The sequence below is a fragment of the uncultured Veillonella sp. genome (assembly GCF_900545205.1).
Taxonomy (GTDB): Bacteria; Bacillota; Negativicutes; order Veillonellales; family Veillonellaceae; genus Veillonella.
Genome location: NZ_UQYC01000014.1, coordinates 18671 through 30429 on the forward strand (window position 1 = coordinate 18671; position 11759 = coordinate 30429).

Below are 11759 nucleotides of genomic sequence, written 5' to 3' on the forward strand. Positions count from 1 at the left end.
GTCCTCCTAAACGATCTTTGTCGTCCAATCTTCAATATTCCAAATATCCGTAACCCAATCTTTATAAAATTCAGGTTCATGACTTACCAAAACGATGGTTCCTTTGAACTCACGTAAGGCACGGCTCAACTCTTCCTTCGCATAGATATCTAAGTGATTTGTCGGTTCATCTAATACGAGTACATTGTACTTATTCTGCATCAACTTGCACAAGCGAACCTTTGCATTTTCACCACCGGATAAGACGCGCATTTGAGATGTAATATGCTCGTTAGTAAGACCACAACGAGCAAGTGCTGCACGTACTTCTGCATTAGTCATTGCTGGATACTCGTTCCAAATATAGTCTAGAGCAGTTTCAGAATTAGATGGTGTATCTTCTTGAGCAAAATAGCCAATTTGTAAGAAATCACCTTTTACCAACTCACCGCTCACCGGTTTTAATAAACCTAAAATTGTTTTCAACAATGTCGTTTTACCTAGACCATTAACACCGCGAATGGCGATTTTTTTATTTCTTTCAATTTGAAAGTCTACAGGTCTAGTCAACGGTTCATCATAACCTAACTCCAGACCAAAAGCCTCTACGATAAAACGACTTGGCGTACGACCTTCTTTAAAACTAAAGGAAGGTTTAATATACTCTTTTGGTTTTTCCAAAATTTCCATTTTCTCCAAGCGCTTAGCTCGAGAATTGGCCATGCCACGCGTTGCAACGCGAGCTTTATTACGTTGGATGAAGTCCTCCATACGCTCAATCTCTTGTTGTTGACGCTCATAAGCCTTAGCCGCTTGTGCCTTTTTCACTTCGTAAGCAGCTTGGAACTGATGATAATCGCCAGTATAACGCGTTAAGACCGCTTGCTCGATATGATAAATAACATTAACTACAGAATTTAAGAACTCCATATCATGAGAAATCAGGATAAAAGCATTTTCGTAGTTTTGTAAATAGTTTTGCAACCATTGAATATGCTCTACATCAAGATAGTTTGTCGGTTCGTCCAATAGCAAAATAGTTGGTTTTTCCAGTAATAGTTTTGTAAGCAAAACCTTTGTACGTTGACCACCACTGAGCTCTGTAACATCTCGATCGAGCCCAATATCCATAAGACCAAGCCCTGCAGCGGTACGTTCGATAACCGCATCAATTTCATAGAACCCACGTTGCTCTAGAATTTCTTGCCATTCCCCAACTTGTTCGAGCAGTTTATTCATCTCATCTTCGGATACATCACCCATACGATTATAAGCGTCATTAATCTTTTGTTCCATGACGAACAAATCATCAAAGGCGCGTTGCAATACGTCGCGGATGGTCATCCCTTTTTCGAGGACTGCATGTTGATCCAAGTACCCAACAGTGACTTGGTTGGACCATTCAATTTTACCTTCATCAGGAGGAATTTTACCTGTAATGATATTTAGGAATGTAGACTTGCCTTCGCCATTGGCACCAATGAGGCCTACATGTTCGCCTTTTAATAGGCGGAATGATGCATCATCTAAAATTTGTCGCGCTCCAAAACCATGGGTTACATTTGAAACGGTTAAAACACTCATATCTATCTCCACCGGAATAAAAGCCGTCTTGTTGAAGACGGCTTGTTTCATACTTACTTAAATATTATATCTATTGTACCTTTTTGACCTCTATATGTCAAAAATAGAACATCACTTATGCATCGCATAACGCAAGGCTACAACAGCCATAATCTTAGCGCCCTTAATCGCTTGTGCCAATCCATAGTCAGAACCAGCTGCACATGTAAACTCTGGCGTATGCGCTTCTAAACCTAATCCAATCTGTAATGTAGGTTGCGCTGTTGGTACTTCATAAGATACATTCCCTACATCAGTGCTACCATCTGCCTCATCATCAGGCAAGATACGAGGCGCTTCATCAAACTCGGTCATTACCTCTGTAAAGAGATCTAATAACCGTTTATCTTGACGCATATCCTTAAAGAGTGGCTCATAGTGATGCATTTCAACTTGAGCACCATAAGAAACTGCAATCTCTTGAGCAGCCTCTTTAATAGCAGGCAAAATAATACCTTCTAAATCATCTACCGTTCTACCGCGAACAGTCATACGAATTGTCGCCTTAGGAGTTACTACGTTCGGCGCCGTACCAGCTTCGGTAAAGATGGCACCTACAATAGCCCCCTTAGGGAATGTTTTCTTTAACTCTTTGATTCTTTGATATAAATCTACCCCGCAGTCTAACGCATTAATACCAGTGTCAGTAAGTGAAGCTATATGACAAGACCGCCCGTGGAAGGTAACCTCTAGGGGATGTGTTGCTAATGATGTGCCACCTACCTCATTTTCACCGCCCGGATGAATGATAAGTGCTGCCTCATAGCCCTTAAAAAGTCCCGCCTCAGCCATATACACCTTACCACCAATGGTCTCCTCTGCAGGGCAGCCAAAGAATGTCACACCCCAATCCTGTGGTGCACTTTGACTAAAAGCAACAGCAGCACCTAAACTCATCATAGCGATGAGATTATGACCACAGCCATGCCCTAGTTCAGGTAATGCATCATACTCGCCTAAAAAGGCCATTTTATGTGGTGCCTCACAATTATAGTCGCTCCGTAATGCAGTTTGTAACTCTGGCAGATCAGTTAAACCCACTTGAGATGTAAAATTATGGTTCTCTAAAAATTGATTAATTACATTAACTGCTTTATGCTCTTCTAACCCCAATTCTGGATTATCGTGTAAATATAATGAAAGCTTACGCAACTCATGTGCCATAGCATCTATAATGGCACAAGCTTGCGCTTCTCGTTCTTGTAATGTCATAACTCCCCTTTATAATATCTAGTCTATACTGTCTATGAAATATTCTATCTATAGTGTTTACTATGTATTCTATTTATTATGTATTCTATCTAAGAAGAGTCCGTCTATTTCGAATAGGGATGAATAATGATAGTGTTTGAAATGTATCTAAAGTTAATCGTTGCACCTAATGGTAGTGTTTGATGCGGCGTTCCATGACCTGTTGGTACATTGCATACAAAAGGTTCTGGTAATTTAGGATCTCGATTATCTTCCATATATCGTAGTGCTTCATAGCCTAAATCATAATCCCGTTCATCTTCGTCACCTTCGCAATCTGTAAATGTACCGATGACCAGTCCTTTTATGCGACTCAACAAACCACTGAGGCGAAATTGTTGTAACATGCGATCTAGCTTATACGGTGCTTCCCCTACATCTTCAATGAATAGTAAGGTATCCTCCCAAGATTTCTCCTCTAAAAAATAAGGTGTTCCGCACAACATTGATAGCATCGTCATATTGCCGCCCTGTAAAATCCCTTCCCCTAGCTCAGTACCAATGGCACCACGCGGCGGTTCAGGTAATGGTTCTATGACTTGTAATTTACCTTCTACAGCTACAAATAAAGCATCTATATCTGCCTTACGTTCTTCTTTAAAGTCGACGCCCATCGGCCCGTGATAGGTAATAAGTCGGCTATATCGATTAATAGCCATATGAAGAGCTGTACAATCACTATACCCTATAAAAGCCTTACGATATTTACGTATGGCCTTATAATCTAATAAATCTAGATAACGCATCGTTCCGTAACCACCGCGCAAAGCTAGCACCGCATCACAAGGTGCGGTGGTCATCATATATTGAAACTCTTGGGCTTGCTCCTCTGGTGTACCACCATAGAGTCCTTTACGATGTGCACTTTCACCAAAGAGCACATTATAGCCCCTTGCGTTACAAATGTCTTCTATTCTATGTAAATCTTCATCGCTTGCACTAGCAGGAGCCATAATACCTATGGTCATCCCAGGCGCTAAGCGCTTTGGTTCAATCCAGTTCATATATCCTCGTAAAATATAACAAAAGACGTACACAATGTGTACGTCTTAAGTGTATCTTATTTGTATGCTTTTTTAAAGTCAACAAGGCCCAATGTAGTCCAGAAATAATTTTGAATACTTCCGTTTGTTACATATGGTTGTGTTGTAAAGTATAATGGCATTACTAGAGCTTCATCAAAAATCATCTTTTCTGCTTGATGCATCAATGCATCGCGTTCAGCCCCATTTGATGTCGTACGAATACGAGCGATTAACTCGTTATAGTCTTCACTATGGTACTGACTATCGTTGTCTTCCGCAGAGAATACTTCTAAGAAGTTTTGTGGATCACTGTAATCCGCAACCCAAGAAGCACGAGCTACTTGGTATTTACCAGCTTCGCGATCAGCTAAGAATACCTTTGTCTCTTGATTTTGTAAGCGCACATCTGCACCAAATGCATTTACCCATGCATCCTGTACAGCTTCAGCAATCGCTTTATGTAATTCGCTTGTGTTATACAAAATCGTAATTGGAGGCAATGGATGATTCTTATCATAGCCAGCTTGTTTCAAGATTTCTTTCGCTTGCTCTACATCTTCGTAAACGAGATAGCTACCAGCTTCACGGAAGTCTTCACGACCGTTGCTTTCAAGCATACCGTATGGAACAAATGCATAAGCAGCCTCTTTACCTCCACGAACAATATTGTTAACGATATTAGCACGGTTGATAACCATGGAGAATGCTTTACGTACTTCAGGGTCTGTGAAAGGTTCTGCTTTCACATTAAATACGTAATAATAGTTACCAAGCATAGGTCCAATATGTAATAGACCAGCCTCTTCTAAGCGTTTTTGATCCGCTACAGGAGGCTCAACAGTCATATCTGCTTCACCACCTTCAACCAATGTAAGGCGTGTGCTTTGGGATTCACTGATAGGCCAATTCATCTTCTCTGTTTTTACAGAGTCCGCATCCCAGTAATCTGAATTCTTAATGAAATCCATTTCCCCATTATGCTTCCAAGATAATAAGCGGTATGGACCATTAGACACAAATGTATCTGCATTAGCAGCCCAGTTTTCATGAGCCTCTACAACCTTTTGACTTACTGGATAGTAACTATGAGATGCTAATAATTTTAAGAAATAGGCGGTTGGATTTTCTAAGGTAACTACCAATGTATCATCATCGATGGCCTTAACACCAACGTCTTCAGCTTTGGCATCACCATTATTAAAGGCTTCGCCATTTTTTAATACATATAACATATATGCATTGTCCGCATGGACTTCAGGGTCTAATACGCGTTTCCAAGCGTATTCAAAATCATGAGCCGTCAAAGGCTCTCCATTGGACCATTTTAAATCTGGTCGCAAATGGAAGGTATACTCGCGACCATCATCAGAAATATCCCAGCTTTTAGCAAGTGCTGCCTCTGGTTCACTTTCATCATTTAAACGAACTAAACCGTCAAATAATTGGAGTTGAACCGTTGCCTCCGGAGAGGTAGTAGACTTTGCTGGATCCAATGTGGATGGTTCCTGCTCAATAACATATCGGATTGTATGCTCATCAATTGGTTGTTCCCCGCGAGGATAACCAAATACAAACAAGAGCACACTCACCCCTAGAGCAAGGACCATGAGTTTTAACAAATTTCGTTTATCCATCATGGCAATGCTTCCTCTACAAATTCTTTCATGATACGCCCTACTCGAGCGCCTAACTCTTTACCTCGGTCATTATCAATATCGCTCATCAAAAGGATAAAGCAAAAATGACCTCTAAACGTTTCCAATATGCCCCCATCATGCTCTACGCGATTAAGGGATCCTGTTTTATGGTGAAAGCGTACATCTTCTCCCCAATAAAATGGCAAAATATCACGGAATTGTTGGCGACCTAAAATGTTCCACATTTCTCGGCCATAAAAATCTCTATCGCGACATTCAAAAATGTGTTTATAGAGACGAGCTAACGCCATAGCAGTCATACGATTATCACGGCCTTCGGCGAGAGCTTCAAAGTCCATCATCATGCGATTAAGTTCTATCTCATCTACACCAAGCTGTTCTGCACGAGCATTGATATTTTCCATTCCAAGAACTGTAATGAGCAAATTTGTTGCAATATTATCGCTGAGAACCATCATAAGACGGCATAACTCAAGATACGTAAAGCTATGCTTTGCTACTAATTCTTGTAGTGCTCCACCACCTTCAACACGAGGTGTTCTAGATAGTGGAACTGTATCATTAAGGTCTAACTGTTCAGTACGAGCTAAATGGAACACATACTCCATGATGAGTACCTTAATCAAACTTGCACTAGAATGTACCGTATCCTCCCCTTTAGAAGCGATAATAATCGGTTCCTCTTCATCGTCAAATTGAAGTACTACATAGGATATTTTTCCTTTTGGTGCAAATTCTTTAATAACTGTATCGAGTTGATGCTCCAAGGACTTGCCAACAAGTAACTTTTCCATACTATTCTCCCATTATATGTGCCAGCATGCGATGCGGCGATCTGCCCAGTCACGTAGAGGTGGACGTTCTGTAAAGCAACGCCCCTCTGCTTCTGGGCAACGACCACTAAACAAACAACCTTTCGGTGGATCTAGTGGATTTGGTGGGTCCCCTTTAAGAGGTGCTCCAATTGGAGCATGTGGTATAACAGGACCATTTAAGGCCGTCAAAGCACGAGTGTAAGGATGTTGTGGGAATTCGTATAAATCCAATGCTGGACCTTCTTCCATAACAGCCCCTAAGTACATAACCACCATGCGATGACTAATGTAGCGCACCATGTTTAAATCATGAGAAATAAAGAGGTACGAAATACCATGTTGTTCTTGTAAACGTTCAAGCAATGTCATAATTTGTACTTGAATCGATACATCTAGTGCTGAAATCGGTTCATCACAGATGATACACTGTGGCTGCATAATAAGAGCCCGTGCAATACCGATACGTTGACGTTGACCACCAGATAATTCATGAGCATAACGCTCACCAAAAGACATGTTCAAACCAACTTGATCAAGCACTTCTTTTACGCGAATAACGCGATCACGAGGTGTATACTTTGGATCTAGCTCCAAAGGTTCCTCTAAAATCGCATTAACCGTAAGACGTGGATTAAGAGATGCATAAGGGTTTTGGAATACCATTTGCATCACAGGATGAACGGCTTTACGATCCACATAAGGATCAATCTGACGACCATTCATATAAATAGAACCTGATGTAGCTTGATGCAAGCCCATCAACATGTAGCCAAATGTGGATTTACCACAACCTGACTCACCTACGATACCGAGGGTTTCCCCTGGCGATTGATATAGGCTCACGCCTTGTACAGCGTGTACCGTGTGTTTTGGCTTAAATAAGCCCCCTGACAGAGTGAACTCTTTAACGAGATTGTCAGTTTCCCATACGTAACTCATTAAAGTCCCTCCAACTTAGCTAACCAACATGTAAATTGGTGACCTTCACCAACATTTGTAACCATAGGAATACGATTACCACAGATACGCATAGCCCACTTACACCGTGGATTAAACGCACAACCTCGTGGTAGATCAAACAGATCTGGTGGTTGACCTTCAACGGCTTTTAACTCACCATGCCATTTACCTTGTGGTAAAGCGAGTAACAAGCCCAATGTGTACGGATGACGAGGTTCATTAAAGATACCTTCTACCGTAGCAGATTCAACACATTTGCCAGCATACATAACCATAACACGGTCGCAAATTTGAGCAATAACGCGGAGGTTATGAGAAATAAAGATAATGCCAATACCAGCTTCTACAGCTAATGTTTGCATAAGGCGCAAGATTTGAGCCTCTGTTGTAATATCTAGAGCCGTTGTCGGTTCATCACAAATCAAAACCTTTGGACGACCAGCGACAGCCATGGCGATACATACGCGTTGACGCATACCACCGCTCAACTCATGAGGATATTGAGATAATCGTCTTTCCGGTGTTGAAAGGCCCATCTTCTTTAATAAGTCGATGGCAATCGCTCGTTCATCATAATCGTCACCATACGCATTGGTACGATGGATAACCTCATACATTTGCTCCCCAATCGTCATGATTGGATTCAAAGATGTCATAGGATCTTGGAATACCATGGCAACAGTAGTACCGCGCAATTCATTCCAATCATCTTCAGTGAATTCGAGGCAATCATTGCCATCTATCATAAATGTATCGGCTTTAATTTTTGTTTTACCATATGGTAGCAATCCCATTAAGGAATTAACTAGTACAGATTTACCACAGCCTGATTCACCAACAATACCTAAAATCTCACCTGGCTGTAAGGAGATATCTTGATTGCGAATAACCCGTAAAGGGCCTTGGAAGGTATCGATCGTAATGGACACATTGCGCACATCAACAATTGCGTTATTCATTATCTATCTCCTTCCTTAGGGTCTAACACATTACGTAAGCCATCGCCAAGGAATGCGAAACCAAGCATGGTAACGCTAATGGCAACAGCAGGGAAAATCAATTGGAATGGATAAGAGCGCATGCTACTAATCCCTTCAGAAGCGAGTACACCCCAGCTCGCCATAGGTGCATTAACACCTAAACCGATGAAACTAAGGAATGCTTCTGTAAAAATAGCCTCTGGGATGGCCAATGTCAATGTAATGATGATTGGTCCCACGCAGTTTGGCAAAATATGACGCAATAAAATGCGATATTTTGGAATCCCCATTGCTTCAGCAGCAATGATGTATTCTTCGTTTTTCACTTTCAAAATTTGGCTACGTACAATACGGGCCATATTGAGCCAATAGGCAATGCCCAATGCTACGAAAATAGATGTTAAGCCAGGGCCTAGTACAACCATCAACAAAATTACGTAAAGTAAAAGTGGAATGCCGTACAAAACATCTACAAGGCCCATCATGATGCGGTCAACCTTGCCACCAAGGTAACCTGCAATACCGCCATAAGTAACGCCGATAACAAGATTGATAAACGCCGCTACAAAACCGATAGTTAAGGAAATACGAGCGCCGTACATAACGCGCGTATAAATATCGCGACCCAATGTATCTGTACCGAACCAATGACTAAAGCTCGGACTTTGGTTCGCATCGATTAGGGATTGGTCCGCATAGGTATACGGCGAAATTAGGGGTCCTAAAATTGCAAGTACAATCATCACTAAGATGATAGTAGCCCCTACTACAGCCAAGCGATTCACCTTAAATCTCGCCCATTTACTAGGACGTTTTATAAAGCTTGTAATTTCTTCTTGAGGAGTTCGTTCAATAGGTAAAAAATCTTCCTTATTCATCTGTCCCCTCCTCTGTCGTAACACGTGGATCAATTAACGGATAAATCATATCCACCAAAATATTAAGAAATACTACAAGCGCACTATAGAAAATCGTAATACCAAGAATAACCGTATAGTCTCGGTTATAAATGGAAGTTACGAAATACTGTCCAAGGCCCGGAATGGCAAAGATTGTTTCTACGATAAAGCTGCCTGTCAAAAGGCTAGCAGCCAACGGTCCCAAGTACGTAATAACTGGCAAAATAGCATTGCCTAATGCATGACGTGTCAAAATAGTCCAAGAGCCCAAGCCTTTGGCGCGAGCTGTACGGATATATTCTTGTTGGTACACATCAAGCAACCCACTGCGCGTTAAGCGTGCAATGAATGCCATAGGTTGTGCTGCTAACGTCAACACTGGTAGAACCATATAAGATGGACCACGCCATAAGGCTACGGGGAACCATCCTAGTTCAAAGCCCACCACATATACAAGAACGGCACCAATAATAAATGTAGGCACGGAAATACCAATGGTAGATAATACGGTAACCGCATAATCAACGATACCATTAGGGCGCATAGCACTAATAGCACCCGCTGCAATACCACCTACTACAGCCACCATTAATGATAATAAACCAAGCTGCGCAGAAATTGGGAATGCATCACTGATAATATCGTTCACACTACGACCTTCATACTTATATGATGGTCCCAAATCGCCGGTAATAACACCACCTAAATAATCACCATACTGTTTCCATACAGGATCATCAAGATGATACTTTGCTTCAATACTTGCTTTTACCTGAGGTGGTAATTTCTTTTCACTTGTAAAAGGTCCCCCCGGTATTGCATGCATTAATGCAAACGTTACGGTAATGATGACCCATAAGATTATGATTGCGCCACCTAGGCGTCGAAATACATACCTTGTCATTGTCACTATCCTCCATAAAAAGTCTATCTGTTTTATTATACTACATTATGAAGTTAATTTCATGAATAACATCATTACATTTACAGAACGCCCTACATAACGTACAATAAAATATATAGTATTTTGGAGGTGTCTATGACAGAAGTACCTAGAGTCTTAACAATTCAAGACATGAGCTCCATCGGCCGTTGTGCCCTAACCGTTATGATTCCAATCATCAGCGCTATGCGTTGCCAAGCGGTTCCATTGGCAACAGCTGTATTGAGTAATCACTTAGAATATCCACACTACGAGTTTGTAGATTTATCGGCACATATGAGAGATTTTATGGACTGCTGGGATAAAAATGAAATCGACTTTCACGCTATTGTAAGTGGTTTCTTGGCATCCCCAGAACAAATTCATCTCGTGGAAGAAGCCATCGATCGTTTCGGTAATAAGGGACAAATGATTATCGTCGATCCAGCTATGGCGGATGATGGTCGCCTCTACTCTATCTATACACCTGATATGGTAGTAGCAATGCGCCAACTTGTTTCCAAAGCGCACATTGTAAAGCCTAATTATACAGAGGCTTGTTTCTTATTAGACATTCCATTCTCTACAGATCCTATTACTGATGATGAATTACGAGATCGATGCAAGAGATTACATCAAATGGGTCCTGATATGGTTATCATGACTAGCGTGCCATCCGAAACACACGCGGTCATCGCCGTTTATGATGGCCCAACGGATTATTTAAAAACATATGATATTCCTCTTATTCCTGTAAAAGCTACAGGAACTGGGGATATCTTTACCGCTGTATTATCCGGTGCAGTAATGAGGGGATATTCACCGTATGATGCGGCAGAGCTGGCAATGAATTTTACTACTAAAGCGATTCAAGCCACAGTAGATACTGTAAAATCTATGAAACAAGGTGTAGCATTTGAGCTAGTCTTGCCAGAATTAACTCAACTATAAGCTAAAAATAAAGGGGAACTTATGGATTTACTCTATGTTGTATTACGAACACTGCTCATATGTACTGTAGGTTTGCTCATCGCATTCCAAGGTCGACGTATGGGCCTATCGATTTTTAATCTAACGGGACGATTAAATCGACTTCAATTTATCATATGCTTTATCGTACTAATGATTTTATTCCACATCGTTCATTACATCGATGATCTATTCTTAGACTTTGTCGTATCCTTACCGGCTTATTGGTTTACACGGGTCATCATATGGATTTTATTAGCAACACTCTTCCCATTGTCCTGCATCTTATTTGGCCGTCGTATTCACGATATCGGCTTTAATGCATGGGCCGGGATTCTCTGGTCAGTAATTATTATTTTCATCAATACTTACTCTGCTGTATCTCCATTCAATTACTTACTGGAACTTTTCGTATGGCTCATCGGCTTCCTCTTCTGGGTATTGCCGGGACAACCGGAACCAAACCAATACGGAAATCCTCCATTTATGCCTGTCAATCGACCAACTTACGAGTCAATGCAACAACCAGGATCTGAATCAGAACGAGAAATTAGAAAAACCGTTCGAAAACGTCGTAAAAAACGGTAAAACATAAAACAAACATAATAAAAAACGTATCTCTATTGATATGTACCCATTTTCCTGGACACATAATATTTACTAGCCTAAACACATGGA

At 41.1% G+C, this 11759-nt stretch carries 11 protein-coding genes; 2 read left to right on the plus strand and 9 right to left on the minus strand.

Features of this window, described 5'->3' with window-relative positions:
* Window positions 1-6 precede the first annotated feature (6 nt).
* From QZR70_RS02550 to QZR70_RS02590, 9 genes are all read right to left on the minus strand, one after another.
* The gene (locus QZR70_RS02550) at window positions 7-1563 is read right to left on the minus strand and encodes an ABC-F family ATP-binding cassette domain-containing protein (RefSeq protein WP_285365410.1); all 1557 of its coding nucleotides are present in this window, start codon (window positions 1561-1563) and stop codon (window positions 7-9) included.
* 111 nt (window positions 1564-1674) lie between these two features.
* On the minus strand, window positions 1675-2814 hold the full coding sequence (locus QZR70_RS02555; RefSeq protein ID WP_105094742.1) for an amidohydrolase: 1140 nt from the start codon (window positions 2812-2814) through the stop codon (window positions 1675-1677).
* 104 nt (window positions 2815-2918) lie between these two features.
* Complete coding sequence (locus QZR70_RS02560) at window positions 2919-3857, minus strand: LD-carboxypeptidase (protein ID WP_295792903.1); 939 nt, start codon at window positions 3855-3857, stop codon at window positions 2919-2921.
* Between the two features lie 56 nt (window positions 3858-3913).
* Window positions 3914-5515 (minus strand): peptide ABC transporter substrate-binding protein, encoded by a 1602-nt coding sequence (locus QZR70_RS02565; RefSeq protein WP_295792906.1) that lies wholly within the window; start codon window positions 5513-5515, stop codon window positions 3914-3916.
* Window positions 5512-6330, minus strand: coding sequence for a serine hydrolase (locus QZR70_RS02570; RefSeq protein WP_295792908.1), 819 nt, complete (start codon window positions 6328-6330; stop codon window positions 5512-5514). The genes QZR70_RS02565 and QZR70_RS02570 overlap by 4 nt, the downstream gene beginning before the upstream one ends.
* 12 nt (window positions 6331-6342) lie before the next feature.
* Complete coding sequence (locus tag QZR70_RS02575; RefSeq protein ID WP_295792910.1) at window positions 6343-7290, minus strand: ABC transporter ATP-binding protein; 948 nt, start codon at window positions 7288-7290, stop codon at window positions 6343-6345.
* Complete coding sequence (locus QZR70_RS02580; protein ID WP_295792913.1) at window positions 7290-8270, minus strand: ABC transporter ATP-binding protein; 981 nt, start codon at window positions 8268-8270, stop codon at window positions 7290-7292. The genes QZR70_RS02575 and QZR70_RS02580 overlap by 1 nt, the downstream gene beginning before the upstream one ends.
* Window positions 8270-9169, minus strand: a complete 900-nt coding sequence (locus QZR70_RS02585) for an ABC transporter permease (RefSeq protein WP_024066371.1) — start codon at window positions 9167-9169, stop codon at window positions 8270-8272. The genes QZR70_RS02580 and QZR70_RS02585 overlap by 1 nt, the downstream gene beginning before the upstream one ends.
* Window positions 9162-10094 carry an ABC transporter permease gene (locus QZR70_RS02590; protein ID WP_295792914.1) on the minus strand — a complete coding sequence of 311 codons (933 nt, stop codon included), beginning with the start codon at window positions 10092-10094 and terminating at the stop codon, window positions 9162-9164. The genes QZR70_RS02585 and QZR70_RS02590 overlap by 8 nt, the downstream gene beginning before the upstream one ends.
* Window positions 10095-10229: 135 nt before the next feature.
* Between QZR70_RS02590 and QZR70_RS02595 the strand changes: the two genes are divergently transcribed.
* Window positions 10230-11063 (plus strand): pyridoxamine kinase, encoded by an 834-nt coding sequence (locus tag QZR70_RS02595; protein WP_295792915.1) that lies wholly within the window; start codon window positions 10230-10232, stop codon window positions 11061-11063.
* Window positions 11064-11084: 21 nt separating this feature from the next.
* Complete coding sequence (locus tag QZR70_RS02600; protein ID WP_105090270.1) at window positions 11085-11669, plus strand: DUF805 domain-containing protein; 585 nt, start codon at window positions 11085-11087, stop codon at window positions 11667-11669.
* Window positions 11670-11759 lie beyond the last annotated feature (90 nt).

What these genes read in the sequence shown, in the direction of transcription:
- QZR70_RS02580 (WP_295792913.1), bottom strand. Translation starts at nt 8,270, where the DNA reads ATGAATAACGCAATTGTTGATGTGCGCAATGTGTCCATTACGATCGAT.
- QZR70_RS02575 (WP_295792910.1), bottom strand. Translation starts at nt 7,290, where the DNA reads ATGAGTTACGTATGGGAAACTGACAATCTCGTTAAAGAGTTCACTCTG.
- QZR70_RS02560 (WP_295792903.1), bottom strand. Translation starts at nt 3,857, where the DNA reads ATGAACTGGATTGAACCAAAGCGCTTAGCGCCTGGGATGACCATAGGT.
- QZR70_RS02550 (WP_285365410.1), bottom strand. Translation starts at nt 1,563, where the DNA reads ATGAGTGTTTTAACCGTTTCAAATGTAACCCATGGTTTTGGAGCGCGA.
- QZR70_RS02595 (WP_295792915.1), top strand. Translation starts at nt 10,230, where the DNA reads ATGACAGAAGTACCTAGAGTCTTAACAATTCAAGACATGAGCTCCATC.
- QZR70_RS02570 (WP_295792908.1), bottom strand. Translation starts at nt 6,330, where the DNA reads ATGGAAAAGTTACTTGTTGGCAAGTCCTTGGAGCATCAACTCGATACA.
- QZR70_RS02590 (WP_295792914.1), bottom strand. Translation starts at nt 10,094, where the DNA reads ATGACAAGGTATGTATTTCGACGCCTAGGTGGCGCAATCATAATCTTA.
- QZR70_RS02585 (WP_024066371.1), bottom strand. Translation starts at nt 9,169, where the DNA reads ATGAATAAGGAAGATTTTTTACCTATTGAACGAACTCCTCAAGAAGAA.
- QZR70_RS02565 (WP_295792906.1), bottom strand. Translation starts at nt 5,515, where the DNA reads ATGATGGATAAACGAAATTTGTTAAAACTCATGGTCCTTGCTCTAGGG.
- QZR70_RS02600 (WP_105090270.1), top strand. Translation starts at nt 11,085, where the DNA reads ATGGATTTACTCTATGTTGTATTACGAACACTGCTCATATGTACTGTA.
- QZR70_RS02555 (WP_105094742.1), bottom strand. Translation starts at nt 2,814, where the DNA reads ATGACATTACAAGAACGAGAAGCGCAAGCTTGTGCCATTATAGATGCT.